The following is a 25,715-nucleotide window of genomic DNA, read 5'->3' as shown; positions in this document are numbered from 1 at the left end:
GCGATAGCGTGGAGTCGTGACCCAGAGCCTCCTCGACTCCGCCGCCAGCCTGGGCTCCGTGCTTTACGCAGCCTCCCTCGACGAGGTGCTGGGGCTCGATCCGAAGCAGTTGCTCGGGATCCCGCTCGCCCTGATCGGGGCGGCGCTCCTCGCGTTCGGGGCGCAGTACCAATCGCGCGGCCTGAACAAGGTGGAGCGGATCGTGGGGGTGAGCGCCGGCGCGGGGCTGTCGTTCAGCCACATGCTGAATCTGCTGCGGCGTCCGTCCTGGGTGCTCGGCACGGCGCTGCTCGGGATCGCGGTGCTCTTCCAGATCGGCTCCCTGTCATTGTCGCCGCTCATGATCGTCCAGCCGATCGGCGTGGTCGGGCTGGTGATCACCTCGATCCTGAACTCCCGGATGAGCGGGGTGCGGCTGGGGAAGCGCGTGCGGAGCTCGATCGCGCTCTCGGTGCTCGGCATCGTGGTGTTCGTGTCGATCGCCGCCTACACCGCCGTGGACCGGAAGGTCACCGATCAGAAGCTCATCACGATCCTGATCACCTTCGCGGTGGTGCTCGCGCTCGCCCTCCTGCTCTTCGTCGCCTTCCGGCATCGCGGCGTGGCCCTGATCTACATCGTGGGCGCGGGCGTGCTCTACGGCTTCGTGGCGACGTTCGCGAAGGTCGTGATCGGGCGGCTGCAGCAGGGCGAGTTCGAGTGGCTGACGTGGACCTGCGTCGCGGCGCTGATCGTGGGCGCGCTGCTGGGCATGGTGTTCGTGCAGAACGCCTACTCCTCGGGCCCGCCCGACCTGGTGGTGGCTGGGCTGACGGTCATCGACCCGATCGTGGCGGTGCTCATCGGCATCGTGGTGCTGGGCGAGGCTGCGGCGGCACCGCCCTGGGCGGGCGCCGCGTTCGTCGTGTCGGGTGCGGTCGCGGTCGTGGGCGTCATCGGCCTGGCGAAGTACCATCCGCAGACGGGGCACTCGGCAATCGAGGGGCACCGCCACGGTTCCGCCGCGGCTGAGGAGGGGCTCGGGCAAGACCCCGGGGCTTGACAATTTAGGCGCACCTAACCATCATGTGATGTGGCCCCCGCTGGGGTGCCCGGGCACTCGCCCGCACATCCATCGAAGGGATCGCACGTGCGCCTCACACGCCTGCTCGCCGGCCTCACCGCGCTCACGCTCGCCGCTGGGCTCGTCGGCTGCTCGTCAGAGGCGGACGACGCCGAGGACCACACGGACGGCGCCGGTGGCTTCCCGGTCACCGTCGAGCACGTCTACGGCACCACCACCATCCCCGCGAAGCCGGAGCGCATCGCCTCCGTCGCGTGGGCGAACCACGAGGTGCCGCTCGCGCTGGGCGTCGTCCCGGTCGGGATGAGCAAGGCCACCTGGGGGGACGACGACGGCGACGGCGTGCTCCCGTGGGTCGAGGAACGCCTCGACGAGCTCGGCGCCGAGACCCCCGCGCTCTTCGACGAGACCGACGGCATCGACTTCGAGGCGGTCGCCGACACGCAACCGGATGTGATCCTCGCCGCCTATTCCGGACTCACCCAGGAGGACTACGACACCCTCTCCAAGATCGCGCCCGTCGTCGCCTACCCCGACACCGCGTGGGGCACCTCGCTCTCGGAGATGATCGAGCTGAACTCGGCGGCGATCGGCATGCCCGAGCAGGGGGAGGAACTGATCGCGGAACTCGAGCGGGAAAGCGCGGCCGCACTCGACAAGCACCCGCAGCTGATCGGCAAGAAGCTCCTCTTCGCCTTCGTGAACCCCTCGGACCTCTCCAAGATCGGTTTCTACACGGTGCACGACACCCGGCCCGGCTTCCTCGCAGAGCTCGGCCTCCCGCAGCCCGCGGCCGTCGAAAGCGAAAGCGAGAAGACCGAGGACTTCTACGTGGAGTTCAGCGCCGACGCCGTCGACCGCTTCGCGGACGTCGACGTCTTCGTCACCTACGGCGACGCCGAGGGGGAGATCGTGCGGCAGCTGCAGTCCGATCCGTTGTTCTCCCAGATTCCCGCAGTCGCCGAGGGCAGGATCGCGATCCTCGAAGACTCCACGCCGCTCGCGGCGGCCGCCAACCCGACCCCGCTGTCGATCGCCTGGGGGCTCGACGACTACTTCGCCCTGCTCGCAGGCGCCGCGGATCCGGCAGGCGAGTGAGCTCCCGCGCGCCGAGCGCACCGGTCGCGGACACCGCCGCCCCGGCCGAGCCGGACACGCCTCCCGCAGCGGGGCTCGCCGATCCGGGTGCGGCCCTCGGCGCACTGAAGCGCGGCGCCGGGAGCCGCGCGCTGTGGCTCGCCGGGCTGCTCGCGCTCGTGCTGCTGCTCTGCGCCGTCTCCGTGGCCGTGGGCGTGCGCACCGTCGGCGCGAGCGAGATCCTCTCCGCGCTGCAGGGGTCGGCGGACACGGTCGGCGAGGCTGCGGTGACGAAGCGCCTGCCGCGCACCGTGCTCGCCGGGCTCGTGGGCGCCGCCCTCGCGCTGTCAGGCTTGACCATGCAGGCGGTGACCCGCAATCCGCTCGCCGAGCCCGGCATCATGGGGGTGTCGAGCGGTGCGGCGCTTGCAGTGGTCGCGAGCATCACCTTCTTCGGGGTGTCCGGTCCCTTCGCGCTCATGGGCGTCGCGATCGCCGGCGCGGCCGCTGCGGCGCTGTTCGTGTATCTCGTCGGCTCGCTCGGCGGATCCCCGACCCCATTCAAGCTGGCGCTCGCCGGAGCCGCGAGCGGCGCCGCCTTCGTGTCGCTCACGACGGCGATCATGCTGCCGCGCGTCGATCTGCTGCGCACCTTCCAGTTCTGGCGCGTCGGCAGCGTGGGCGGCGCGAGCTGGGAGAGCATCGGCGTCGCCCTGCCCTTTTTGCTTGGGGGCGCCGTGATCTGCGCCTGCACCGCGCGGGGAATGAACTCCCTGGCGCTCGGCGACGAGATGGCAACGGGCCTCGGTGAGCACGTCATGCGCACCCGGGCCGTTGCGGCGTGCGGCGCGGTGCTGCTCTGCGGGGCGGCCACGGCGGCCGCGGGTCCCATCGGCTTCGTCGGGCTCCTGGTGCCGCATCTGTGCCGCACCCTCTTCGGCCCCGATCACCGGTGGCTCCTCCCGCTCACGGCGCTCTCGGGAGCGGCGCTGCTGCTCGGCGCCGATGTCATCGGGCGGGTGATCGCAGGTCCCGAGGAGGTCGAGGTCGGTGTGATCACCGCGTTCCTCGGCGCGCCGTTCCTGATCTGGATCGTCCGCCGGCAGCGGGTGCGCGCGCTATGAGCACCGCTCGCACCGTCGATCGGCCGGGCGCCGCCGCGCCCCGGGCCGGCCGCGCCGCCGCAAGCACCATTGCGGCCGTGGGCGCCGCGCGCCGCCGCCACCTGCGGCGTCGCCGGCTCGCGATCACCGGGCTCGCCATCGCCGTGATCGCGGGGTTCACCGTCACCCTCATGGTGGGTCACACCTTCTACGGGCTCGACGAGGTCGTTCCCGCGGTGCTGGGCGCCGATGTCCCCGGCGCATCGTTCACCGTCGCGGAGCTGCGCCTGCCCCGCGCCACTCTCGCGATCCTCGTCGGCTTCGCCTTCGGCATCGCCGGCGCCACCTTCCAGACGATGCTGGGGAATCCGCTCGCCTCGCCCGACATCCTCGGCGTGAGCTCCGGCGCGGGGGCCGCCGCCGTGTTCGGGATCGTCGTGCTCGGCCTGGGCGACGGCCCCGCGGCCGCGTTCGCACTGCTCGGAGCGCTGGCCACCGCCGCCGCGATCTTCCTGCTCGCGAACCGTGGCGGCTTCGTCGGCACCCGTTTCATCCTGGTCGGCATCGGCCTCGCCGCGATGCTGCAGAGCGTCACCTCCTACATGGTGGCCCGGGCCGGGGAGTGGGACATCCAGCGGGCGATGCAGTGGCTCACGGGCAGCCTGAACGGCGCGCGCGGGGAGCAGATCCTCACCCTCGCGATCGCGTCCGCCGTGCTACTGCCCCTGCTCTTCGCGGGCTCCCGATCGCTGGAACTCGTGCGCCTCGGACCGGACGCCGCCACCGGGCTCGGAGTACCGGTGGGACGTGTCCGGATCCTCATGATCGCCGCCGCCGTCGCGCTGCTCGCCTTCGCCACGGCGAGCGCGGGGCCGGTCATGTTCGTCGCGTTCATGGCCGGGCCCATCGCGAGCCGCCTCGCCGGGCCCGCCGGCTCCGCCCTGCTGCCCGCCGGCCTGACGGGCGCGCTGCTCGTCCTGCTCGCGGACCTCGCGGGCCAGAACCTCCTCGACGGCCGATACCCGGTGGGGGTCGTCACCGGCGTGCTGGGCGCGCCCTACCTCATCCTCCTCCTCATCCGCATGAACCGCAGGGGACAGACCGCATGAATGCTCGCACCCGTCAGCTCACCGCCGAGGCGCTCAGCGTCGGCTACGGCGACCTCACCATCCTCGACGGCCTCGACCTCGCCTTCGAGCCGGGGCGCATCACCGCCATCGTCGGGCCGAACGGCTGCGGCAAGTCGACGCTGCTGCGCAGCTGCGCCCGGCTGCTGACGCCGCGCGAGGGGCGGGTGCTCCTCGACGGCAGCGCCATCCACCAGCGCCCCACCAAGGAACTGGCGCGCGTGCTCGGCCTCCTGCCGCAGAGCCCGATCGCGCCCGAGGGCATCTCGGTCGCGGAGCTCGTCGGCCGCGGCCGCCACCCGCACCAGCGCGCACTCGCCAGGTGGAGCGCGCGCGACAGCGAGGTCGTGGCGGCGTCGCTGGAGGCGACCGGCACCGCGGAGCTCGCGGATCGCGCCGTGGACGAGCTCTCAGGCGGGCAGCGGCAGCGGGTGTGGATCGCGCTGGCACTCGCCCAGGAGACGGAGGTGCTGCTGCTCGATGAGCCGACCACCTACCTGGACGTGACGCATCAGCTCGAGGTGCTCGACCTGCTCCGCCAGCTGAACCGGGACCGCGGCACCACCGTGGTGATGGTGCTGCACGACCTCAATCTCGCCGCACGCTACGCCGATGTGCTCGTCGCCATCCGCGAGGGCAGGATCCGGGCCGCGGGGACGCCGGCGGAGGTGCTCGTGCCGGAGCTGGTGCGCGAGGTGTTCGCGCTCGAAAGCCGCGTCATCGCCGACCCGGTCTACGGGAGCCCGCTGGTGGTGCCGATCAGCCGGCACCACCCCGGAGCGCGGATGGACGCCGGGGCGGGGGAGCCGCGCGCCGGGGTCGCGGCGGGCGCCGGGTGAGCGGGCGCGGGGAGCATCGGGTGGAAACGAGAGCAGGGGAGCGCACGGTGGCAGGACTGGAAGCACGGGAGACGCGGCACGCGGCTCGGCGGCGAGCGGGAGGGGACCGGCCCGAATCGGCCGAAGCGGACGACCGCGCGCGGCTCGGAGCGTCTCAGGATGCGGTCGTGGAGAGCCCGTTCGGCGTCGCCCGCGCGCGGGTCGAGCGGGTCGAGCGGGTCTCGCCGAGTTTCGCGCGGATCACCCTTGGGGGCGACGCGCTGCGCGCCTTCGGCAACCCGGAGCGCACGCTGGACCAGCGGATCAAGCTGATCTTCCCGCCCGGCGACGGCGTGCTGCCCGAGCTGCGCGACAGCGGGGAGTGGTATGCCGAGTGGCTCGCACTGCCCGAGGAGCAACGGGGTTCCATGCGCACCTACTCGATCCGGCGCATCGAACTCGAGCCCGACGGCGCGACGCGCTTCGTGATCGACTTCGTGCTGCACCTCGCCGACGGCGCGACCGGCCCGGCCTCGCTCTGGGCGAGCCGGGCCCGCCCCGGACAGGAGCTGCTCGTGGTTGCCCCGCGCCGCGGCCGGCTCGACGGCGGCGGAATCGAGTTCGAGCCGGCGGGGGCGCGCGACCTGCTGCTCGCGGGCGACGAGACCGCGGCGCCCGCCATTGCGCGCATTCTGGAGGAGCTGCCGCGCGACGCGCGCGGGGCGGCGTTCATCGAGGTGCCGCTCGCCGAGGACCGGCTGGCGATCGATGCCCCCGCCGGTGTGGAGCTCCGGTGGCTCGCGCGTGGTCCGGGAGACGCGCACGGCGCCGAGCTGATCCCCGGGGTGATGGCCTATCTGGGACGGGAGCCCGTGGCTGACGCTCTCGTCACCGAGCTGCCCCGGTCCGAGGGCGTCGCCGCCGACGCCCTGCTCTGGGAGACCCCGGCGTTCTCCGCGCTGGGCGAGGACATCGTGGAGCCGGCGGAGCAGGGCGGCGCCGAGTCCGCCCGCTACCACTGGATCGCGGGCGAGAGCAGCGTCGTCACGAGCCTGCGGCGGCATCTCGTGAAGGAACTCGGGATTCCTCGATCCCGCGTCGCGTTCATGGGGTACTGGCGCCGCGGCGTCGCCATGAAGGGCTGAGCCGAGCCTCGGTGCCCTCAGCCGAGATGCTCGCGTGCCCCCCGGCCCGGCCGGAACGCCGAGACGCTCGGCTCGCCCGCGAGCCAGAAGCGCCACGGGAAGGCCCGGCCTCCGGCCTCCCCGGCGACGCCCACGCGGGGTCCCCGGGCGATCGGAGCCGGGGTCGCGACGCCGTCACTCGCCGGGAGGCGCAGCTCGAACGGCGCGGCGAAGAGGTCCCTGCCGTCGTGCTCCTCGCGGCGGATCCCCAGCGCCCCGGCGAGATTGCCCGGGCCCCGGGCGAGCAGGTGGTCCGCGGGCGGCGCCGAGCGGCGCGTGAGCCGACGGGACCGTGCCAGCTCGGCGCCGTCGACGACTTCGCCGGCCCGCAGCAGCACCCCGGAGGCGATGCCCTCTGGTGAGCACACGAGGTTCAGGGCGAAGTGCATGCCGTAGCTGAAGTAGACGTAGGCGTGTCCGGGTGGCCCGAACATCGAGGCGTTGCGCTCGGTCCGGCGGTCGCGCGCGTGCGAGCCCGCGTCGTAGGGGCCCGGTGCGCCGACCCCGTGGTACGCCTCGACCTCGGTCACGCGGACCGTCACCGGCCCCTCGGGCGAGTGGACCGTGAGCCGGGCCCCCAGCAGCATCGGAGCGACTTCCAGCGCCGGGGATCGGAAGAGCTCGCGGGTCACCGCTCCATTCTCGCAGGAGCGTGCGCCGTCGCGCGCACCGGCAGGGGCGTGCCCCTACGCTCTGGGCGATCGCGGGCCGTGCCTCCGGGCGCGTGCCGTACCCTGAGGGCGGGGCCTCGCCGGGGCCGGAGGAGGACGCTGATGAGCCAGGAGCCCGTTCCGTACCGTGTCACGCAGACGGGGCGCTTCCCCTGGTGGACGCTCGCGACCACCGGGGTGCTCGTCGGGCTCGTCGGCCTCGCCTTCCTCGTCTGGCCCCTGTTCGCGGGAAGTTGGGCCGTGGCGATCCTGTTCGGCTCCGCCCTCATCGTGAACGGGCTTGCGCTCATCACACGTGGTGGCTCGGCCCCGATGCTGGGAGGGGTCCTGCTCCTGCTCGCGGGGGTGCTCGCGATCGCCTTCGCGGAGCTGACCGTCGCGGCGCTCGTGAGCTTCGTGGGCGCCGGGCTCATCGTGCTCGGCGTGATCTGGATCGCGATCGCGGCGCGCATCTCCCGGCGGAGGGCGCTCGGGATCGTCCCCGGCGCCGTGATGCTCCTCGGCGGGGTGGTCGCGCTCGTCTTCCCCGGGCTGGCGCTGTCGATCGTCTCGGTGGTGGGCGGGCTGTGCATGCTGCTGCTCGGCGTGCTGATCGTCTCCGCTGCCTGGCGCCTGCGCGGAGCGCGGGGGACGACGACCACGATCATCGTGTAGCCCGCTCGCTCACTCGCCGGCGGCTTGCGCGCCGCGGCGGCGCCGGGCGGGGCGGATGAGCGCAGCCGCGGCGGCGGCTCCGGCCGCGCAGGCGAAGGCGGGGACGAGGCCGAGTCGCTCGCCCACGAGGCCCCAGAGCGAGGATCCGCACGCCTGGCCGACCGCGAGGGCGAGAAAGGCGAGGCTGACGCCCCGGGCGACCCGCTCCGGGGTAAGCCGTGTCGCCCACACGAGCAGCAGCCCGGTGAGGGCGATGTAGGCCGCCCCGAAGACGGCGCTCGCCGCGAAGGCCGTCAGCGGATCGCCTGGCCGTGCGGCCATGCCGCCCGTCGCGATGGCGAGCGCGGCGCACACCGCCACCCACGCCCGGGTCAGGCCGGCGATCCGCACGAGCAGACCGGCCCCCGCGCCGATGACGCCGCAGACGCCGAGCACGAGCCAGCTCGTCTGGGCGAGGGACTCCTCGATTCGGCCCTCCTCGGTGAGCAGGGTGAGGCCGAAGGTCCACACGGCGGCGCTTGCGATGCCGGCGGCGCCGGCCGCGAGCAGCAGCCGGAGCCTGCCGGCGACGGCCTCCTCCGGCGCCGCGCGCCGCGCAGGGGAGGTCGCAGCGGGCTGCTCGGGCCGGCCGGCGTCGACGAGCGAATCGGCGACGTCCACCGCCGGTGCGGCATCGGCGTCTCGCGGCGGCAGCGTGCGAGCGACCCACCAGGTGACCAGGACGCACACCGCGGAGAAGAGCGCCCAGGCGAGGCGCCAGTGATCGGCGAGGGCTACGGCGATCGGGCCGGCGAGGGCGACACCGAGTCCGGTTCCGGAGTTGATCGCGGTCTGCACGGAGTCGCGACGATCGGGGTTCACGGCGCGCGCTGCGGCCTCGGCGAGCGGAGGCGAGGCGATCCCGGTGCTCGCACCGCCGACCACGGCGCCGACGGCGAGCACGAGCGGGTGCGGCGCCAGGGCGACGGTGAGCGTCGCGCACGCGGCGGTCACCCCTGCCGCGACCGCCACCGCGCGGCTGCCCCAGCTGCGGGTGAGCGCTCCGGCGGCGAGCACGGCGAGGCAGTAGCTGAGGTAGGACCCGGCGGCGATCGCCCCGCCCGCGCCTGCGTCGAGCGCGAACTCGTCCTGGAAGGCGGGCATGAAGAGCCCGTAGGCGAAGCGGGCGAAGCCGTAGCTCGCGGCGATGAGGGCGATGCCGCTCGCGGTGAGGGCGAGCGGGCTCGGCGGGGCGTGCGCGGTGCGGGTGAGCAGCATGGGCGTGAGGGCCTCCCGGGTTGCTTTACTGATCTGTGAACCCGGCCAAGCTATACTGCACTGATCGGTGAAGTCAACGGGGTGGAGGCCGGGATGACAGCGGGGTATGAGGTGGAAGACGGGGATCCGGTGCGGCTCACTCCCGGAGCGCGGCGGCTGCTCGACGTCGCCTCCGAGCTCTTCTACCAGCACGGCATCCACGCGGTGGGCGTGGACCTCATCGCGCGCGAGTCGGGGGTCACCAAGCGGACCCTCTACGACCGCTTCGGTTCGAAGGACGCGCTCGTGCTCGCCTATCTGCGGGAGCGCCACCGGAGCTGGTGGGAGGAGCTGGAGGAGCGGCTGCGCCACGCCGCGCGTCCGCGCGCGCTCGCCTTCTTCGACGCCTACCTGGAGCCGGCCGTTCCGGTCGACCGCGGCTGCGCGTACCTCAACGCCTCCGGCGAGCTCGACCGCGACCACCCGGGATACGCCTTCGTGCAGCAGCACAAGCTGGCGGTGCGTGAGCGCCTCGCGGAGGTCGTGCGCGAGGATGCGGCCGTCGGCGCGAGCCAGGGCGCGGGGGATCGACGGGACGTCCGCGCGCCGGGACTCGATGACGAGCTATGCGATCATCTCTTCCTGCTCCTGGAAGGTGCGGTGGCCCACCGCGGCATCGGCGGCGGCGACGGGAGCCTGCGACGCGCACGCGCATTCGCCGCCCGCCTCCTCTCCGCCGCGGAGCCTCCGCCGCGGGCGCCCTCGGGCGATGCGCCGACCGTCGCGCCGAGCGCGAGCGCGCACGGTAAGCTGTGAAGGTCGTGCCAGGGGCGTTAGCTCAGTCGGTCAGAGCAGCGGACTCATAATCCGTCGGTCGCGGGTTCAAGCCCCGCACGCCCTACTCCTCGGGACCTCGCGGTGCCCGCGCCGTGATCCTTCAGGCGGCGTTGGGGTCGTAGCCCGCGTCGATGAGCGAGGCGGCGCGCTCGGTGTGCGGGCTGAGGTCGAGCATATCGGTGCGCAGTCCGAGGTCCCGGTCCACGTGCAGCGCCATGGAGTGGGCGGCGCTGCGCACGTCACGCGCCTCGATCGCCTCGAGCACCGCCCCGTGGTCCTTGTGCATCGTCTCGAGCGTCGTGCCCAGGATCACCCGGCCGTCGGCCGCAGCGCGCTGCAGCACCGACATCACTCCGAGGTAGAGGTCCTTCAGCAGCCTGCTGCCGCTGGCTTCCACGACGAGCAGGTGGAAGGATCCGGGTGCGGTGCTGGCGTCGCAGCTGTCGACCGGCTCCGGGCCGGCGGCGACGGACCGGGCGTACGCCTCCCGAAGGGCGCCGAGCCGCTCCTCGCTGCGGTTGATCGCCGCGTGCTGCGCCGCCTCGATCTCGAGCGAGCGACGGTAGACGAGCACCTCCTCCAGATCGTGGTCCGCGAGGAACTCCGTGAGGATCGTGCTCACCGGCGTGCGCGAGCGGACGAAGGTGCCGACGCCGGGCACGGTCTCCAGCATGCCGAAGGCCGCGAGCGATCGGACGGCCTCGCGCACGGTCGACTTTCCGACGCCGATGAGCTGCATGAGCTCGGGCTCCTTCGGGATCATCTCGCCCACGCGCCACTCGTCCCCGGCGATCTTGCCACGCAGGAAGTCGAGGGTCTCCCGGGCCTTCCGAGAGCCGCGCGTCGTCGTAGTCATGTGTGAGCAACCCCTGATGCCGAGTGAGAACCTCCCTCAACTATAGTCAGCGCGGCTGTGCGCGGCGGCACGGGCCGGACGGCCGGCACCCCCGCCGAATCGCACAGCAGATCAGATCTTATACATCTGATGTACAGGCTCGACGGTGGTACGGTGCCAGACATGACCGCTTCAGACTCACTGCCGTCCGCTGCGCCCTACGACGCCCTGCTGATCTGCTCCTTCGGCGGGCCGAACCACACCGACGACGTGATCCCGTTCCTCAAGAACGTGACCCGGGGCAAGGGCATCCCCGAGGAACGGCTCGCCGAGGTCGGCGAGCACTATCACCACTTCGACGGGCGCAGCCCCATCAACGAGCAGAACCTCGAGCTGCTCGATGCCGTCCGCGCCGAACTCGGCAGGCGCGGGGTCGCACTCCCGGTGATCTGGGGGAATCGCAACTGGCACCCCTACACGGTCGACACGCTGCGGGACGCGAGCGCCTTCGGGGCGCGGCGGATCCTGACGCTCGTCACGAGCGCCTACGCGTCCTACTCGGGCAGCCGCCAGTACCGCGAGCATCTCGCCGCGGCGGTCGCCGAACTTGGCGAGGACGCCCCGCGGATCGACGTGCTGCGCCCGTTCTTCAACGATCCTGGCTTCGTCACCGCGAACCTCGAGGCGATCGAGGAGGCTGCCGCGCAGCTCGACGGAGGGCTGGACGGCGCCCACGTGCTCTACGTCACCCACTCGATCCCGCACACCATGCAGGATGCCTCGGCCGTCACCGGCCCCGGATACCGCGAGCAGCACGAGGACGTTCGGGCCACGATCGACGCCGCCCTCGCCGAGCGCCACGGCGCGCCGCTCGGCTCCTCGCTCGCATACTGCTCCCGCTCCGGCGACCCGCGAACGCCGTGGCTCGAGCCGGACGTCAACGACCACATCGAAGCGCTCGTCGCGCAGGGCGTGCGCAAGCTCGTGATCGCGCCGATCGGCTTCATCTCCGACCACATGGAGGTCGCATTCGACCTCGACGTCGAGGCCATGGAGACGGCGGAAGAGCACGGGGTCCAGGCCGTGCGCGCAGGAACGGTGGGCGTGCGTCACAGCTTCGTGAGCGGGCTCGTCGACATGATCCTGGAGCGCGCCGCACGCGAACGCGGCGAGGAGACCGTCCCCCGGACCGTCGGCGCCCTCCCCGCCTTCCCCGATGAGGCGCCGGCGGGCAGCTGCCGGATGCGGCATGGCGAGGTGACCGGGATTCCGGTCCTCGCGGGGACGGCCGACTGAGCACGACGCGCAACGGCGCCGGGCAGGCGCGCGCACCGATCGATGAGGAGCAGAGGATGAACGAACCGAGCCGTGCCGAGCACGTCGACCACAGCGACGTCGCCGAGCAGATCAACGCAGCCGTGAACTACACCATGTACGCCGTGTTCCGGTGGGAGCGCGGGGCGGGGGTGGGCGTCTCACCCGCGTGGGGAGGAATCGTCCGCGGCCTGCTGGGCGAGCTCGATGGGATCGCGGGCCTGCGCACGCGGGGCTGGTACGACGTCTCGGGCTACCGCGCCGATGCCGACATGCTGGTGTGGTGGCACGCGCCCAGCCCGGAGGCGCTGCAGCGCGCGTACCGGGCGGTGCTGGAGTGGGGCGGTGGCCGCATCGCGCCGGTCTGGTCCACCATCGGCGTCCACCGCGCGGCGGAGTTCAATCGCGGCCACGTGCCCGCATTCCTCGCCGGGGACGCGCCGAAGCACTACGTCTGCGTCTACCCCTTCGTCCGCGGCCGCGAGTGGTACCTGCTGCCCGACGCCGAGCGTCGTGAGCTGCTGCGGGAGCACGGCGCGGCCGCGCGGGACTACGGCGATGTGCTGGCCAACACGGTCGCATCCTTCGCGCTCGGAGACTACGAGTGGCTGCTCGCCTTCGAGGCGGACGATCTGCTCCGCATCGTCGACCTGATGCGCGAGCTGCGCGCGACGGGGGCACGCCGCCACGTGATCGAGGAGACGCCGTTCTTCACCGGTCCGCGCTGCGCCCCCGAGGAACTCCTCGCTCGCGCCGCGGCGTGACGGGCGGACGGGCAGCGAAGCCGGCATTCACAGGGCTTTCCCCGGCGCAGCGAGCCGGAAACGGCCGCTGAGCTTGGGGGGATCCGCACGTTTAGCCGAGCCTTTCCTTCCTTGCGGTCGGCTCGGATTCGCGTAGCGTAGAAGCAACGCAGAATGAAAGGGGTACATTCGATGGCTACCAAGCAGATTACCGTTCCCGCCGCGCAGGGCGACCTGCACCGACCCACGGGCGTCGCGCAGTACCTGACCCCCGTCGTCCACGACCTCGTGGCGCTGGCCGTCAACGGCAAGCAGGCTCACTGGCACGTCCGCGGCGAGAACTTCATCGGGGTCCACGAGTTCCTCGATCAGGTGGTGGATCACGCCCAGGCCGGCGCGGACGAGGTCGCGGAGCGGATCGTCGCGCTCGGGCTGCCGGTCGATGCCCGCATCGGTACCGTCGCGGCGCGCACCTCCGCTCCCGAGCTGAGCGACGGCTTCCAGCAGTCCGACGTCACGGTGCGCGAGGTGGTCGCGCAGATCGACGCCGCGCTCGAGACCATCTACGCCGCCGTGAAGGGGCTGGACGATGTGGACCTCGTGAGCCAGGACATCGTCATCGCCCTCGCGCAGCAGCTCGACAAGGACCGCTGGTTCCTCTTCTCCCACTTCGCGGAGTAGCACGCCGCCGGGCCTCGGCCCCTTGCGGACGAACGGGTGCGCCCCGTGCCGGAGACGGCACGGGGCGCACCCGTTTCTACGCTCGTCCAAACATCGGATGAGGATGTGGTAGCTTTCTGATGTAAGGCGAGCCTTACTCACATCTCATGTGCAGGGAGAGGCGGGACATGCTGGGCACGCTGATGATCGGACTCCGCGAGGGACTGGAGGCCGCGCTCGTGGTGAGCGTCCTGCTCGCCTATGTGCAGCAGCTGGGCCGACGAGACGCGGCGCGGAAGATCTGGCTCGGCGTGGCGGCGGCCGTCGGCCTCTCCCTCGTGCTCGGTGCCGTGCTGACCTTCGGTGCCTACGGGCTGTCGTTCCGTGCGCAGGAGATCATCGGCGGATCGCTGTCGCTGCTCGCGGTCGCGATGGTCACCTGGATGGTGTTCTGGATGCTCCGGGCCGCCCGCGGCCTGAGCAGCGCGCTCCGCGGCCAAGTGGACCGCGCCCTGCTCGGCGGTGGCTGGGCCGTGGCGGCCATCGGCTTCGTCTCGGTGGGGCGCGAGGGTCTCGAGACCGCGCTCTTCATCTGGGCGACGACGCGCGCCAGCGAGGTCTCGCCCCTGCTCGGCTTCGGGAGCGCCGTGTCGGGGATCCTCCTCGCCGTCATCCTCGGCTGGGCGCTGTTCCGGGGCATGGTCCGCATCGACCTCGGCCGTTTCTTCCGGTGGTCGGGCGTGCTGCTGATCCTCTTCGCGGCCGGGGTGCTCGCCTACGCGGTCCATGATCTGCAGGAGGCGGCGGTGCTCCCCGGCCCCTTCGCCGAGGCGCCCGCGGGTGCGGGCGCCTTCGTCGCCGCGTGGTACGGGGACGCCGCCTGGGCCTTCCGCATTCCGCACCTCATCGCCCCCGACGGCCTGCTCGGCGCACTGCTGAAGGGCACGCTCGGCTTCTCGCCAGAGATGACGAAGCTCGAGGTGATCGCCTGGTTCGCCTACCTGATCCCCACGCTCACCGTCTTCCTCCGTGCGTCCTTTGCACAGCAGCGCCGGCCCCAGAGCCCGCAGACGTCGAGTCCTCCGATCCCCGCCTCCTCGAAAGGAACGCCGTGAACACTCCCCGACCCCGACCCCGACTCGCGGGCGGCCTCATCGCCCTCACCGCAGGCGCCCTCGCGCTCACCGGCTGCGTGCCCAACGCGGCACCCGACGGTGGCGCGAAGATCGCGGTGACCGCGAGCGACACCGAATGCGCGGTCGAGACGGCCGAGGCGCCGAGCGGCACCCTCACCTTCGCGGTGCGGAACGACGGAACGAAGGTGAACGAGTTTTACGTGCTCGGCGCCAACCGGCTGACCATCGTCGGCGAGGTCGAGAACATCGCACCGGGATCGAGCCGCGAGCTCACGGTGCAGGTGGGGCCCGGGGAGTACTACACGAGCTGCAAGCCCGGAATGATCGGCGAGGGCGTGGGGGAGGCGCGCTTCACCGTCAGCGGCGAGGCGATCGAATCCTCTCCGGAGCAGGACGCGATCGTCGCGCAGTACATCGGCTACGTGAAGAGCCAGGCCGAGGAGCTCGTGCCCCAGGTGCAGCGCTTCGTCGACGCCTACGCGGCCGGAGACGACGCCGAGGCGAAACGGCTCTTCCCGATCGCGCGCATCAGCTACGAGCGGATCGAGCCGACGGCGGAGCAGTTCGGCGACCTCGACCCGAAGATCGACTACCGCAAGCCCGGCGCCGACGAGGAGGGGCTCGAGTTCACCGGCTTCCACCGCATCGAGATGGACCTGTGGAACGCCGAGGCGGTCGCGAACGGCGACTACCCCGGGGATCCGGATCTCACGCCCCTCACCTCCGAGCAGCGCGCCGAGCTCGGTGCGAAGCTCGTCGCGGACGTCACCGAGCTCAAGGACAAGGTCTCCGATCCGGGATTCACGCTCACGCTCGCGGATATCACCGAGGGCGCGAAGGGACTGCTCGACGAGGTCGCCGCCCCCGACGGCAAGCTGCCCGGCGAGGAGAACGAGTTCGCGCACACCGATCTCTGGGACTTCACCGCGAACGTCGAGGGCGCGCAGGTCGCCTTCGACACGGTCAGGGAGCTCGCGGTGGCGAACGGCGCGCAGGACCTCGTCGACGATCTCGACCAGCGCTTCGCTGACATGTTCACCGCGCTCGGCGAGTACGGCTCCTACGAGCAGGGATTCGTGTCCTACGACACCGTGGGCGACGCGGAGCGCCAGGGGCTCGCGGCCAAGCTCAACGCGCTGAGCGAGCCCATGTCGCGGCTCACCGCCGCCGTGGTGAAGGGCTGATCGGATGGCCGACACGCCGACGCTCGCCGGGGAGGCGGCGCCGCCGGAGGAGCCCGGCGGATCGGGGCGTCCGGAGGAGCCGGCCGGGAGCGCCGTCGGCGGAGGGGCGCCCTTCCGGCCCAGTCGCCGCGGTCTCTTCGGGCTGCTCGGCGCCGGGGCTGCCGGGCTCGCGCTCGGCGGCGCCGGCGGTGCCGCTGCCGCCACCCTGGCCGCCGGTGCCGCGAGCGAAGGGGCGGGAGGCCGAGCAGCGGTCCCTCTGCGCGGGGCGCACCAGGCGGGTATCGTGACGCCGGCGCAGGATCGCCTCCACTTCGCCGCCTTCAGCGTGGTCTCGGGCACGAGCCGCGACGATCTCATCGCCCTGCTGCGCGACTGGACGGCGGCGGCCGAGTCGCTCACGGGCGGGCGCCCCGTGGGCACCGGCGTCGAGCCGGAGAACCCCCTGCTGCCGCCCGACGACACCGGCGAGGCGGAAGGGCTGGGGCCTGGGCGGCTGACCCTCACCTTCGGGCTCGGCCGGGAACTGTTCGTGGGGGCCGACGGCGAGGGCGACCCGTATGGCATCCGCGATCGCCTGCCCGCGCAGTTCGAGCCCCTCCCGTCCTTCGCGCTCGATCTGCTCGAAGAGTCCCTGAGCGGCGGCGAGCTCTGCGTGCAGGCATGCGCCGACGACCCGCAGATCGCGGTGCACGCCATTCGCAACCTCGCCCGCATCGCGGTCGGGCGCGCCCATCTCAAGTGGAGCCAGCTCGGTTTCGGCCGCACAGCCTCCACCTCGCGCGCGCAGGACACGCCCCGCAACCTCTTCGGCTTCAAGGACGGCACGGCGAATGTGATGGCCGAGGAGCGGGATGCGCTGGAGGAGTTCGTCTGGGTGGGGGAGGAGGCCCCCGAGTGGCTGCGCGGCGGAAGCTACCTCGTGGCGCGCAAGATCCTCATGACGATCGAGAACTGGGATCGCACCTCGCTCGCCGAGCAGGAGCGCGTCTTCGGGCGCACCAAGCTGGAGGGCGGGCCGCTCTCCGGCGGCGCCGAATTCGACGCCCCCGATTTCGCCGCCGCGAAGAGCGGCGCGCCGCTGATCGATCCCGAGTCCCACGTGCGCCTCGCGCACCCGGAGCAGAACGGCGGCGTCCGCCTGCTGCGCCGCGGCTACAACTACGTCGACGGCTCGAACGAGCTCGGGCAGCTGGGCGCCGGGCTGTTCTTCATCTCCTTCCAGCGGGATCCGGCCGCCTTCGTGCGCGTGCAGCGCTCGCTGCGGCACGACCTGCTGAACGAGTACATCCGGCACATCGGATCGGGCCTGTGGGCGGTGCCGCCCGGCGCCGCCAAGGGGGAGTTCCTGGCTCAGGCGCTCTTCGAGTAGCGGCCGGGATCAGGCCACGGTCGCGACGACCACGCGCGAGTCGAGGTACTCCTCCACGAATCGCCCCAGCACCATGTGCGAGGCCCGCACATCCGCGGTCTCGACCCGCTCGAGGATCGCGTCGACCTCGGCGGGATGGAAGTAGCCGTGGGAGGCGTAGGCGCGCACCCGCGAGCTGAACGACGCCGTGTCGAGCTCGGGGTGGAACTGCGTGGCGTAGACGTTCCGGCCGACCCGGAAGGCCTGGACGGGGCAGGTGGGCGAGCTGGCGAGGACCACGATGCTGGGCGGCACCTCCGAGATCGCCTCCTTGTGACCGACGAAGGCGTCGAAGGCGGGGGGCAGCTCGTGGAAGAGCGCGTCACGCGCTCCCGCCTCGGTGAGCCGGATCCGCACCGCCTGCGAGGTCTCGCCGTAGGTGCGGTCGACGCGCGCCCCCTGGTGCGCGCCGATGGTGCCGATGCCGTAGCAGACGCCGAGGAAGGGGAAATCCTGCTCGACGACCCGGTCGAGAAGGCGTGCCAGTTCACCCTCGACGCGGAGCTCCGTCGCGGACTTCTTCTCGGCCGGCTCGCTCACCGTGAAGGGGCTCCCCGCGAGGATGATCCCCGAGTAGGCGGCGAAGTCGACGGGTCCGAGCGGGCTGCGGTCGATCCGCCGCCACTCGAGGTCCTCGGGGAGCAGGCCGGTCAGGCGGCAGTACGCCGCGTGCTCGTCCGCGGCCTCGCTGTCCTCACCCCGGGTGGTGATGAGCAGAAAGGGCTTCATGGGTTCTACCGTACCCTGGCGGCGCGGAGCGTGCCGCCGCGTCTCGAAGTGTGACGCGGCGGCACCCGTCAGTCGTACGAGCGAACGGCGACCACTGCGTTATGACCCGCCCAGCCGCTCAGGGGCAGAGCATGGCTCTGCCCGCGGCGTTGGCGCGGAAGCCTACGGGCTTCCGAAGGGGCTGCACATATCGACTCAGTCGTGGGAGCGAATCGCGACCACGGCATTATGCCCCCCGAACCCGAAGGAGTTCGAGATGGCGAGCTGCGGGCCGTCGCCGAGGGGCTGCGCCTGGGTCGACACCGAGAGCGGGATCTCGGGGTCCTGCTCCACGAGGTTGATGGTCGGCGGGGCGATGCGGTGCTTGACGGCGAGCACGGAGAACACCGCCTCCAGCGCACCGGTGCCGCCGAGCAGGTGGCCGGTGGAGGCCTTCGTCGCGGAGACGGGGATCTCGTGTGCGCGGTCGCCGAAGACGCGGTGCAGCGCCGTGTACTCGGCGATGTCGCCGACGGGCGTCGAGGTGGCGTGGGCGTTGACGTGGGTGACGTCCTCGGGGGAGGCGCCGGCCGCTTCGAGGGCGAGCAGCACGGCACGGCTGGCACCCTTGCCCTCGGGCTCGGGAGCGGTGATGTGGTAGGAGTCGGCGGTGACGCCGCCGCCGGCGAGCTCGGCGTAGATCTTCGCTCCGCGGGCGAGGGCGTGCTCCTCGGTTTCGAGGACGAGCGCGGCGGCGCCCTCCGCCATGACGAAGCCGTCGCGGCCGGTGTCGTAGGGGCGGGACGCGGCGGCCGGATCGTCGTTCCGCTTGGAGAGCGCCTGCATGGAGGAGAAGGCGGCGAGCGTGATGGGGTGGATCGTCGACTCGGATCCACCCGCGATGACGACGTCGGCGAGCCCGGCCTGCAGGTGCTCGTAGGCGTTCACGAGGGACTCGGTGCTCGATGCGCAGGCGGAGGCGACGGTGCGGGCGTAGGCGCGCGCCTCGAAGTGCATGGAGACGGCGGCGGCCGGCGCGTTGGGCATGAGCATGGGCACCGTCAGCGGCATGACGCGGCGCGGACCCTTCTCGCGCAGGGTGTCCCAGGCGTCGAGCAGCGACCACAGGCCGCCGATACCGGTCGCCCAGTCGACGCCGAGGCGCTCCGACTCGAGTTCCGGGCTGCCCGCGTCGGCGAAGGCTTCCTTCGCGGCGACGAGCGCGAACTGGCTGGAGGGGTCGAGGCGCTTCGCGACGGGACGTTCGAGCACCTCGCCGGGGTGGACGCGAGCCGAGGCCGCGAAGCGCACGGGCAGCTCGTAGCGGTCGACCCAGTCATGGTCGAGGCTCCGCGCGCCGGACTCACCGCGGAGCAGCGCCTCCCAGCTTTCGGGCGCGGTCCCGCCGATGGGGCTGGACGCACCGATACCGGTGACGACAATCTTCTTGGTCATGTGTGCATGCTCCGCGGGATCGTGTGAACGAGTGGGGTCTGTGGCGCGTGAGGCGCCGGATTCGGGTGCGGCGGAAGGCCGCGGCGCGGGGAGGCGGGCTTGGATCCCGCCTCCCGGACGCAGTGCTTAGGCCTGGGCCTTCACGATGAAGTCGACGGCGTCGCCGACGGTCTTGAGGTTCTTGACCTCCTCGTCGGGGATCTTCACGTCGAACTTCTCCTCGGCGTTGACCACGATGGTCATCATCGAGATCGAGTCGATGTCGAGGTCGTCGGTGAAGGACTTGTCGAGTGCCACGACGTCGGCCGCGATCCCGGTCTCGTCGTTGATGAGCTCGGCCAGACCGGCGAGGACCTCTTCGTTGCTGAATGCCATGGTGTATCTCCTTGGATTGTGAATGTGGCGGTCAAAGTTTAGTGGGGCCACGGCTGCGGATGCGGGGCGCTCGCCGGGCGAGTTCAGGGGATCTCGACGACCTGAGCGCCGTAGACGAGGCCGGCGCCGAAGCCGATGGTGAGAGCGAGCCCTCCGGACACCTCGGGGTGCTGCTCGCGCAGGGCGTGCATGGCGAGCGGCACGGACGCGGCTGAGGTGTTCCCCTGCATCTCGATGTCGCGGGCGATGAGCACGCTCTCGGGCAAGTGGAGCTGCTTGGCGAACTCGTCGACGATGCGCATATTCGCCTGATGGGGGATGAATGCCGCGAGGTCCGCCGGGCCGATGCCTGAGGCCTCGAGCGTGCGGCGCGCGACCTTCGCCATTTCCCACACCGCCCATCGGAAGACCGTCTGCCCGTCCTGGCGGAGCGTCGGCCACGGCACCACGCCGGGGTTCGCGCGGTACTCCTCGAAGGTGGACGTCATGCGGATCGCGTCCCACTTCTCACCGTCGGAACCCCACACGGTCGGGCCGATGCCCGCGTGGTCACTGGGACCGACGATGACGGCTCCGGCGCCGTCGCCGAGGAGGAAGGAGATGCTGCGGTCGGTGGGGTCGACCAGCTCGGAGAGCTTCTCGGCGCCGATGACGAGGACATTCGCGCAGGTGCCGGCGCGGACGAGCGCGTCCGCCTGAGCGACCCCGTACACGTAGCCGGCGCACGCCGCAGAGATGTCGAAGGCCGCGGCCGGCGTGATGCCGAGGCGGTGAGCGGCGAGGGAAGCCATCGAGGGCGTGACCGCGACATTCGAGATCGTGGAGATGATGATCCCGTCGACCTGGGAGCGATCGAGCCCGGATTCGCTGATCGCCTGCTCGCCGGCTTCCACCGCGAGGTCCACGGCGCCGATGCCGTCGCTCGCCCGGCGCCGCTGCACGATGCCGGTGCGCTGGCGGATCCACTCGTCAGAGGAGTCGATCGGCCCGATCAGCTCCTCATTCGGGACGTCTCGATCACCGCGGGCCACCCCGAGGGAGAGGATGCGGGTGTGCGTCGGTCCCGTCGGCTGGACGAGTGATGCCATGGGTGGGGTCCTTTCGGTCGGTCGGGAGGCCGGTTCAGGCGGCTTCCGAGATCAGCGCCACGGCGGCGTCGAGATCGGAGGGGGAGCTGATCGGGGCGCTCGGCACGCCCTTGAGGGCGCGCTTCGCGATGCCGGTGAGCGCACCGGCGGGTGCGAGCTCGATGAAGGCGCCGATGCCGTGCTCGGCGAAGCCGGCCATGCAGGCGTCCCAGCGCACCGGGTTCGCCACCTGCGAGACGAGCAGCTCGAGGAAACGCTTCCCCTCGGTGACGACCGAGCCGTCCGCGTTGCTCCAGATGGTGTGCGCGGGATCGGCGACCGCGACCGCGGCGGCCGCCTCGCGGAGCGCGGGAATCGCCGAGGACATCGCCTCCGTGTGGAAGGCTCCCGCGACCTGCAGCGGGATCACGCGTGCACCGCGCGGCGCGTCCTCGGCGAGCGCGGCGAGCGCGCTGCGCTCCCCGGCGGCGACGATCTGCCCGCCGCCGTTGCGGTTGGCGGGCGTGAGCCCGTGCGCGGCGATCTGGGCGAGCACATCGTCCTCGACGCCGCCGACCACGGCCGCCATGCCGGTCTCGGCGCGGGCGGCGGCCTCGGCCATGGCTCGGCCGCGCACGCCGACGAGCCGCAGCGCGTCGCCCGCGCCGAGGATGCCGGCGGCGGATGCCGCGGCGAACTCGCCCACCGAGTGGCCGGCGATTCCGGCGGCGGCGAGATCGACGCGGGCGCTGAGCTCGCGCCAGGCCAGGAGGCTCGCCGCGACGATGAGCGGCTGGGCGATCGCGGTGTCGCGGATGGTCTCCGCGTCGCTCACGGTGCCGTGCGCGATGAGGTCGGCTCCGGCGTGCTCGGAGGCTTCGCCGAGGAAGTCGCGGGCGCCCGGAAGCTCGAGCCAGGGGTTCAGGAATCCAGGAGTCTGGGAGCCCTGTCCAGGGCAGGCGATGACAATCACAATTTCCAGTTTCTCAGATCGATGCCGCAGATCCTGCATATTCTCCATCATGTTTCGGGAGAATTGTTGTGGCAGACCTCACTTCGTGGCGGGCCCCGTGCGGCCCCGCTGCTGCGCGATGGAGCCCACGATCAGGGCGGACTGCAGGATGAGCGCCTCGCGCGCTCCGGTCGCGTTCCAGCCGATCACCTCGGACACCTTCTTGAGGCGGTACCGCACGGTGTTCGGGTGGACGAACAGCTCGCGGGCGGTGGCCTCCAGCGATCGACCGTTGTCGAGGTAGCACCACAGGGTCTCCAGCAGTTCGCCGGAGTGGGCGGAGAGCGGCTCGTACACCTGCTCGATGAGCGTGCGCCTGGCGAGCCCGTCTCCGGCGAGCGCGCGCTCGGGAAGCAGGTCGTCCGCCAGGACGGGCCGCGGCGAGTGACGCCAGGAGCGCGCGACGGCGACCCCGGCGAGCGCGGCCCGGGCGCTGCGCGAGGCGTCGACGAGGTTCTCTACGGCAGGGCCGAGCACGAGCGGACCGTCCGAGAATCCGTCCGCGAGCCGGCCGGCGATGTCGAGGAAGCTCAGTGGCTCCGCGCCGTTCTCCGCGTCCCGCGTGTGCGCCTCCACGCGTCCGAGCACCAGCACGAGCCGCGTGCCCTGCAGTCCGACGAGCACGTCGGCTCCGGCGTGGCGTGCGGTCCGCCGCAGCTGATCCACGTCGACGGAGCGGTCCGCGGTTCCCACGAGCACGGCGGCCTCGCCCTCGCCGTGCCAGCCGAGCGCGGCGATCCGGCTCGGCAGCTCGTCGTCGCTCTCCCCGGTGAGGATGGAGTCGACGACGAGCGCTTCGAGGCGCGCGTCCCACAGGCCGCGCGCCTCGGCCGCGCGTGCGTACACGTCGGCGGCGGCGAAGGCCACGTCCCGCGAGTAGTGCAGCACCGCCTCGCGCAGCGCCTCGCTGCGCGGTGTGACCCGCTCCTCCACCACGGACACCACCACGCGGATCAGCTGCAGGGTCTCCTGCAGGCTGATCGAGCGCAGCAGCTCCCGCGGGGCTGCGCTGAAGACGTCCGAGGCGATCCAGGGCGTCGAACTCGGATCCTCGTACCACTGGATGAAGGACGCGATCCCCGTCTGGGCGACGAGACCCACCGCCGAGCGACGGCTCGGCGGCATATTGCCGTACCACGGCAGGGTCTCGTCGAGCCGGGTGATGATCCGGGTCGAGAGTTCACCGGTGATGGTCTTCAGCCAGGCGAGCTCCTGCTGCTTCGTGCGGTCCATGTGGTCCGTTCGTCCGGCGCGCGGGGCCGGCCTTAGGCCTCGCCGCCCGCTCCGCCGGTGGTTCCGGCGTTGACGTCGTCGAGGCGGTAGTGCTCGGCCGCGCGCAGCGGGATGCCGGCGTCGATCTTGCCCTGCGCGGCGAGTCGCTGCAGCACCTTCACCACCACGGACTCGCGGTCGATGCCGAAGTAGCGGCGTGCGGCGGCGCGCGTGTCGGAGAAGCCGAAGCCGTCGGCGCCGAGCACCGAGTAGTCGCCCGGCACATAGGCGCGGATCTGCTCGGGCACCATGGTCGCCCAGTCGCTGACGGCCACGAAGGGGCCCTCGGCGTCCTGCAGCTTCTCGGTCAGGTAGGGGACCCGGGTCTCCTCGCCGGCGTGGCGGAAGTTGTGCTTGTCGGCGGCGATCCCGTCGCGCTGCAGCTCGTTCCAGCTGGTGACGCTCCACACATCGGCCGCGACGTTCCAGTCCTCCGCGAGCAGGCGCTGCGCCTCGATCGCCCATGGCACAGCCACGCCCGAGGCGAGGATCTGCGCGCGATGCTCGCCCGCGCCCGCCTCGCTGACGCGGTGGATGCCGCGCACGATGCCGTCGACGTCCACGTTCTCCGGCTCGGCCGGGTGCACGATCGGCTCGTTGTACACCGTGAGGTAGTACATGACGTTCGGATCCTCGTGCTCGCCGCCGTACATGCGCTCGATGCCGGCGCGCACGATGTGGCCGATCTCGTAGCCGTAGGCGGGGTCGTAGGCGACGACGGCCGGGTTGGTCGAGGCGAGGGCGAGGGAGTGCCCGTCGGCGTGCTGCAGGCCCTCACCGGTGAGCGTGGTGCGACCGGCGGTGGCGCCGATGATGAAGCCGCGCGCCATCTGGTCGCCAGCGGCCCAGAAGGCGTCGCCGGTGCGCTGGAAGCCGAACATCGAGTAGAAGATGTAGATCGGGATCATCGGCTCGCCCTGCGTGGAGTACGAGGTACCGACGGCGGTGAACGCTGCCGTGGCGCCGGCCTCATTGATGCCGACGTGCAGCAGCACGCCCTCCGGGCTCTCCTTGTAGGCGAGGAGCAGATCCCGGTCGACCGAGACGTAGTTCTGGCCGTGCGGGTTGTAGATCTTCGAGGACGGGAAGTAGGAGTCCATGCCGAAGGTGCGCGCCTCGTCCGGGATGATCGGCACGAAGCGGGGACCGAAGCCCTTGTCGCGCATGAGGTCCTTGAGCATGCGCACGAACACCATCGTGGTCGCCGCTTCCTGCGTGCCGCTGCCCTTCGCCGCGATGGCATAGCTCTTCGGCTCGGGCAGCGCCACCTCGGTGTGCCGCGAGCGTCGGTCGGGCAGGTACCCGCCGAGCGCGCGACGGCGCTCGTGCATGTACTGGATGGTCTCGTCGTGCTCGCCCGGGTGGTAGTAGGGCGGGCGGTAGGGATCCGCCTCGAGCTGCGCGTCCGTGATGGGGATGTGCATGGTGTCGCGGAAGAGCTTCAGGTCCTCCAGCGTCATCTTCTTCATCTGGTGGGTCGCATTGCGGCCCTCGAAGTGGGGGCCGAGGCCATAGCCCTTGATCGTCTTCGCGAGGATCACGGTGGGGCGGCCCTTGTGGTTCATGGCGGCCTGGTATGCCGCGTACACCTTGCGGTAGTCGTGGCCTCCGCGGCGCAGACCCCAGATCTGCTCGTCGGTGTAGTCCTCGACGAGCTTCAGGGCTCGCTCGTCGCGGCCGAAGAAGTGGTCGCGCACGAAGCCGCCGTTCTCGGCCTTGTAGGTCTGGAAGTCGCCGTCGGGCGTCGTGTTCATGAGGTTGAGCAGCGCGCCGTCGGTGTCGCGGTTGAGGAGCTCGTCCCACTCGCGGCCCCAGATGACCTTGATGACGTTCCAGCCGGCGCCGCGGAAGAAGCTCTCGAGCTCCTGGATGATCTTGCCGTTGCCGCGCACCGGGCCGTCGAGGCGCTGCAGATTGCAGTTGATGACGAAGGTGAGGTTGTCGAGTCCCTCGTTCGCGGCGACCTGGAGCTGGCCGCGGCTCTCGACCTCGTCCATCTCGCCGTCGCCGAGGAAGGCCCAGACGTGCTGGTCCGAGGCGTCCTTGATGCCGCGGTTGGTGAGGTACTTGTTGAACTGCGCCTGGTAGATCGCGTTGATCGGGCCGATGCCCATCGACACGGTCGGGAACTGCCAGAAGTCGGGGAGCAGCCGGGGGTGCGGGTAGCTGGGAAGGCCGTTCGGGGCGTGCGACTTCTCCTGCCGGAAGCCGTCGAGCTGGTCCGCGCTCAGGCGGCCCTCGAGGAAGGCGCGGGCGTAGACGCCGGGGGAGGCGTGCCCCTGCACGAAGATCTGGTCGCCGCCGCCGGGGTGGTCCTGGCCGCGGAAGAAGTGGTTGAAGCCGACCTCGTAGAGGGCTGCGGCGGAGCCGTAGGTGGAGATGTGGCCGCCGACGCCGATGCCGGGCCGCTGGGCGCGGTGCACGGTCATCGCGGCGTTCCACCGGATCCAGGAGCGGTAGCGGCGCTCCACGTCGTGGTCGCCGGGGAAGTCGGGCTCGTCGGCCGAGGCGATCGTGTTCACGTAGTCGGTCGTCGGCACCTGGGGCACGTTGAGGTGGAGCTGGCGGGAGCGGTCGAGCAGGCTCGTCATGATCTCGCGGCCGCGGCCGGCGCCCCGCTCCGACACCACGGCGTCGAGCGACTCGCGCCACTCCGCAGTCTCCTGGGGATCCATGTCGTCGTTGTCCGGCGCGTACGGATCCTGCGTGTTCACAGCCAAGATTGTGCTCCATTCACCATGAGGGGTGCTGTCGCGGCGCGGGTTCCTGCGTCCGG

Annotated in this window: 24 protein-coding genes and 1 tRNA gene; 15 read left to right on the top strand and 10 right to left on the bottom strand. The window is 71.6% G+C overall.

Features of this window, described 5'->3' with window-relative positions; translation table 11 throughout:
• Positions 1-16 precede the first annotated feature (16 nt).
• The 6 genes from B4915_RS03910 to B4915_RS03885 all read left to right on the top strand — a co-directional run bounded on the left by B4915_RS03910 (position 17) and on the right by B4915_RS03885 (position 6,333).
• Positions 17-1,042: a DMT family transporter gene (locus B4915_RS03910; RefSeq protein WP_181158448.1), complete on the top strand. Its 1,026-nt coding sequence runs from the start codon at positions 17-19 to the stop codon at positions 1,040-1,042.
• Positions 1,043-1,129: 87 nt separating this feature from the next.
• On the top strand, positions 1,130-2,161 hold the full coding sequence (locus tag B4915_RS03905) for an iron-siderophore ABC transporter substrate-binding protein (protein WP_105804514.1): 1,032 nt from the start codon (positions 1,130-1,132) through the stop codon (positions 2,159-2,161).
• Positions 2,158-3,264 carry a FecCD family ABC transporter permease gene (locus tag B4915_RS03900; protein ID WP_105804513.1) on the top strand — a complete coding sequence of 369 codons (1,107 nt, stop codon included), beginning with the start codon at positions 2,158-2,160 and terminating at the stop codon, positions 3,262-3,264. Before B4915_RS03905 ends, B4915_RS03900 begins: the two co-directional genes overlap by 4 nt.
• Positions 3,261-4,352 (top strand): FecCD family ABC transporter permease, encoded by a 1,092-nt coding sequence (locus B4915_RS03895; RefSeq protein WP_105804512.1) that lies wholly within the window; start codon positions 3,261-3,263, stop codon positions 4,350-4,352. Before B4915_RS03900 ends, B4915_RS03895 begins: the two co-directional genes overlap by 4 nt.
• Positions 4,349-5,209 (top strand): ABC transporter ATP-binding protein, encoded by an 861-nt coding sequence (locus B4915_RS03890; RefSeq protein ID WP_105804511.1) that lies wholly within the window; start codon positions 4,349-4,351, stop codon positions 5,207-5,209. The genes B4915_RS03895 and B4915_RS03890 overlap by 4 nt, the downstream gene beginning before the upstream one ends.
• Positions 5,210-5,376: 167 nt before the next feature.
• Positions 5,377-6,333 (top strand): siderophore-interacting protein, encoded by a 957-nt coding sequence (locus B4915_RS03885; protein ID WP_105804510.1) that lies wholly within the window; start codon positions 5,377-5,379, stop codon positions 6,331-6,333.
• A 17-nt stretch (positions 6,334-6,350) separates the two neighbouring features.
• Here the strand turns inward: B4915_RS03885 and B4915_RS03880 are convergent, their stop codons facing one another.
• On the bottom strand, positions 6,351-7,004 hold the full coding sequence (locus tag B4915_RS03880) for a DNA-3-methyladenine glycosylase (RefSeq protein ID WP_105804509.1): 654 nt from the start codon (positions 7,002-7,004) through the stop codon (positions 6,351-6,353).
• A gap of 141 nt (positions 7,005-7,145) precedes the next feature.
• Here B4915_RS03880 and B4915_RS03875 point away from each other — a divergent pair, with 141 nt between their 5' ends.
• Positions 7,146-7,697: a DUF308 domain-containing protein gene (locus B4915_RS03875; protein ID WP_105804508.1), complete on the top strand. Its 552-nt coding sequence runs from the start codon at positions 7,146-7,148 to the stop codon at positions 7,695-7,697.
• Between the two features lie 9 nt (positions 7,698-7,706).
• On the opposite strand, the gene B4915_RS03870 is transcribed toward B4915_RS03875, so the two are convergent.
• On the bottom strand, positions 7,707-8,954 hold the full coding sequence (locus B4915_RS03870; RefSeq protein ID WP_105804507.1) for an MFS transporter: 1,248 nt from the start codon (positions 8,952-8,954) through the stop codon (positions 7,707-7,709).
• A gap of 93 nt (positions 8,955-9,047) precedes the next feature.
• Between B4915_RS03870 and B4915_RS03865 the strand changes: the two genes are divergently transcribed.
• On the top strand, positions 9,048-9,749 hold the full coding sequence (locus B4915_RS03865) for a TetR/AcrR family transcriptional regulator (RefSeq protein ID WP_105804506.1): 702 nt from the start codon (positions 9,048-9,050) through the stop codon (positions 9,747-9,749).
• An 11-nt stretch (positions 9,750-9,760) separates the two neighbouring features.
• Positions 9,761-9,834: transfer RNA gene (locus B4915_RS03860), tRNA-Ile, on the top strand.
• A 36-nt stretch (positions 9,835-9,870) separates the two neighbouring features.
• On the opposite strand, the gene B4915_RS03855 is transcribed toward B4915_RS03860, so the two are convergent.
• Positions 9,871-10,626 carry a FadR/GntR family transcriptional regulator gene (locus B4915_RS03855; protein ID WP_105804505.1) on the bottom strand — a complete coding sequence of 252 codons (756 nt, stop codon included), beginning with the start codon at positions 10,624-10,626 and terminating at the stop codon, positions 9,871-9,873.
• Positions 10,627-10,788: 162 nt separating this feature from the next.
• On the opposite strand from B4915_RS03855, the gene B4915_RS03850 reads away from it, so the two are divergent.
• From B4915_RS03850 to efeB, 6 genes are all read left to right on the top strand, one after another.
• Positions 10,789-11,901 (top strand): ferrochelatase, encoded by a 1,113-nt coding sequence (locus B4915_RS03850; protein ID WP_105804504.1) that lies wholly within the window; start codon positions 10,789-10,791, stop codon positions 11,899-11,901.
• Positions 11,902-11,957: 56 nt separating this feature from the next.
• Positions 11,958-12,683, top strand: a complete 726-nt coding sequence (gene hemQ / locus B4915_RS03845; RefSeq protein WP_105804503.1) for a hydrogen peroxide-dependent heme synthase — start codon at positions 11,958-11,960, stop codon at positions 12,681-12,683.
• Between the two features lie 171 nt (positions 12,684-12,854).
• Complete coding sequence (locus tag B4915_RS03840; RefSeq protein WP_105804502.1) at positions 12,855-13,343, top strand: Dps family protein; 489 nt, start codon at positions 12,855-12,857, stop codon at positions 13,341-13,343.
• Between the two features lie 167 nt (positions 13,344-13,510).
• Positions 13,511-14,437: an iron uptake transporter permease EfeU gene (gene efeU, locus B4915_RS03835; RefSeq protein WP_105804501.1), complete on the top strand. Its 927-nt coding sequence runs from the start codon at positions 13,511-13,513 to the stop codon at positions 14,435-14,437.
• Positions 14,434-15,642 carry an iron uptake system protein EfeO gene (efeO, locus tag B4915_RS03830; protein WP_105804500.1) on the top strand — a complete coding sequence of 403 codons (1,209 nt, stop codon included), beginning with the start codon at positions 14,434-14,436 and terminating at the stop codon, positions 15,640-15,642. Before efeU ends, efeO begins: the two co-directional genes overlap by 4 nt.
• Positions 15,643-15,646: 4 nt before the next feature.
• Positions 15,647-17,011, top strand: coding sequence for an iron uptake transporter deferrochelatase/peroxidase subunit (efeB, locus tag B4915_RS03825; RefSeq protein ID WP_105804499.1), 1,365 nt, complete (start codon positions 15,647-15,649; stop codon positions 17,009-17,011).
• Positions 17,012-17,020: 9 nt separating this feature from the next.
• Here the strand turns inward: efeB and B4915_RS03820 are convergent, their stop codons facing one another.
• The 7 genes from B4915_RS03820 to aceE form a co-directional block, all read right to left on the bottom strand.
• Positions 17,021-17,779 carry a glutamine amidotransferase gene (locus tag B4915_RS03820; protein ID WP_105804498.1) on the bottom strand — a complete coding sequence of 253 codons (759 nt, stop codon included), beginning with the start codon at positions 17,777-17,779 and terminating at the stop codon, positions 17,021-17,023.
• A gap of 195 nt (positions 17,780-17,974) precedes the next feature.
• A complete protein-coding gene (locus B4915_RS03815; RefSeq protein WP_105804497.1) occupies positions 17,975-19,213 on the bottom strand; it encodes a beta-ketoacyl-[acyl-carrier-protein] synthase family protein in 1,239 nt (412 codons plus the stop codon).
• A gap of 126 nt (positions 19,214-19,339) precedes the next feature.
• Positions 19,340-19,588 carry an acyl carrier protein gene (locus tag B4915_RS03810; RefSeq protein WP_017794148.1) on the bottom strand — a complete coding sequence of 83 codons (249 nt, stop codon included), beginning with the start codon at positions 19,586-19,588 and terminating at the stop codon, positions 19,340-19,342.
• Positions 19,589-19,671: 83 nt separating this feature from the next.
• On the bottom strand, positions 19,672-20,676 hold the full coding sequence (locus B4915_RS03805; RefSeq protein WP_105804496.1) for a beta-ketoacyl-ACP synthase III: 1,005 nt from the start codon (positions 20,674-20,676) through the stop codon (positions 19,672-19,674).
• Positions 20,677-20,710: 34 nt separating this feature from the next.
• Positions 20,711-21,628, bottom strand: coding sequence for an ACP S-malonyltransferase (locus B4915_RS03800; RefSeq protein ID WP_105804495.1), 918 nt, complete (start codon positions 21,626-21,628; stop codon positions 20,711-20,713).
• A 78-nt stretch (positions 21,629-21,706) separates the two neighbouring features.
• Positions 21,707-22,900 carry a PucR family transcriptional regulator gene (locus B4915_RS03795; RefSeq protein WP_105804494.1) on the bottom strand — a complete coding sequence of 398 codons (1,194 nt, stop codon included), beginning with the start codon at positions 22,898-22,900 and terminating at the stop codon, positions 21,707-21,709.
• A gap of 32 nt (positions 22,901-22,932) precedes the next feature.
• Positions 22,933-25,659: a pyruvate dehydrogenase (acetyl-transferring), homodimeric type gene (gene aceE / locus B4915_RS03790; RefSeq protein ID WP_105804493.1), complete on the bottom strand. Its 2,727-nt coding sequence runs from the start codon at positions 25,657-25,659 to the stop codon at positions 22,933-22,935.
• Between the last annotated feature and the right edge of the window lie 56 nt (positions 25,660-25,715).

The organism is Leucobacter massiliensis (assembly GCF_002982315.1).
In the GTDB taxonomy this organism is placed as follows: Bacteria; Actinomycetota; Actinomycetes; order Actinomycetales; family Microbacteriaceae; genus Leucobacter; species Leucobacter massiliensis.
Note: the sequence above shows the minus strand (reverse complement) of the source record. Positions and strands in the feature narration are given on the sequence as shown.

What these genes read in the sequence shown, in the direction of transcription:
- B4915_RS03895 (WP_105804512.1), top strand. Translation starts at nt 3,261, where the DNA reads ATGAGCACCGCTCGCACCGTCGATCGGCCGGGCGCCGCCGCGCCCCGG.
- B4915_RS03890 (WP_105804511.1), top strand. Translation starts at nt 4,349, where the DNA reads ATGAATGCTCGCACCCGTCAGCTCACCGCCGAGGCGCTCAGCGTCGGC.
- B4915_RS03820 (WP_105804498.1), bottom strand. Translation starts at nt 17,779, where the DNA reads ATGAAGCCCTTTCTGCTCATCACCACCCGGGGTGAGGACAGCGAGGCC.
- B4915_RS03865 (WP_105804506.1), top strand. Translation starts at nt 9,048, where the DNA reads ATGACAGCGGGGTATGAGGTGGAAGACGGGGATCCGGTGCGGCTCACT.
- efeU (WP_105804501.1), top strand. Translation starts at nt 13,511, where the DNA reads ATGCTGGGCACGCTGATGATCGGACTCCGCGAGGGACTGGAGGCCGCG.
- B4915_RS03840 (WP_105804502.1), top strand. Translation starts at nt 12,855, where the DNA reads ATGGCTACCAAGCAGATTACCGTTCCCGCCGCGCAGGGCGACCTGCAC.
- B4915_RS03850 (WP_105804504.1), top strand. Translation starts at nt 10,789, where the DNA reads ATGACCGCTTCAGACTCACTGCCGTCCGCTGCGCCCTACGACGCCCTG.
- B4915_RS03805 (WP_105804496.1), bottom strand. Translation starts at nt 20,676, where the DNA reads ATGGCATCACTCGTCCAGCCGACGGGACCGACGCACACCCGCATCCTC.
- B4915_RS03815 (WP_105804497.1), bottom strand. Translation starts at nt 19,213, where the DNA reads ATGACCAAGAAGATTGTCGTCACCGGTATCGGTGCGTCCAGCCCCATC.
- B4915_RS03875 (WP_105804508.1), top strand. Translation starts at nt 7,146, where the DNA reads ATGAGCCAGGAGCCCGTTCCGTACCGTGTCACGCAGACGGGGCGCTTC.
- B4915_RS03810 (WP_017794148.1), bottom strand. Translation starts at nt 19,588, where the DNA reads ATGGCATTCAGCAACGAAGAGGTCCTCGCCGGTCTGGCCGAGCTCATC.
- B4915_RS03870 (WP_105804507.1), bottom strand. Translation starts at nt 8,954, where the DNA reads ATGCTGCTCACCCGCACCGCGCACGCCCCGCCGAGCCCGCTCGCCCTC.
- efeB (WP_105804499.1), top strand. Translation starts at nt 15,647, where the DNA reads ATGGCCGACACGCCGACGCTCGCCGGGGAGGCGGCGCCGCCGGAGGAG.
- hemQ (WP_105804503.1), top strand. Translation starts at nt 11,958, where the DNA reads ATGAACGAACCGAGCCGTGCCGAGCACGTCGACCACAGCGACGTCGCC.
- B4915_RS03795 (WP_105804494.1), bottom strand. Translation starts at nt 22,900, where the DNA reads ATGGACCGCACGAAGCAGCAGGAGCTCGCCTGGCTGAAGACCATCACC.
- B4915_RS03855 (WP_105804505.1), bottom strand. Translation starts at nt 10,626, where the DNA reads ATGACTACGACGACGCGCGGCTCTCGGAAGGCCCGGGAGACCCTCGAC.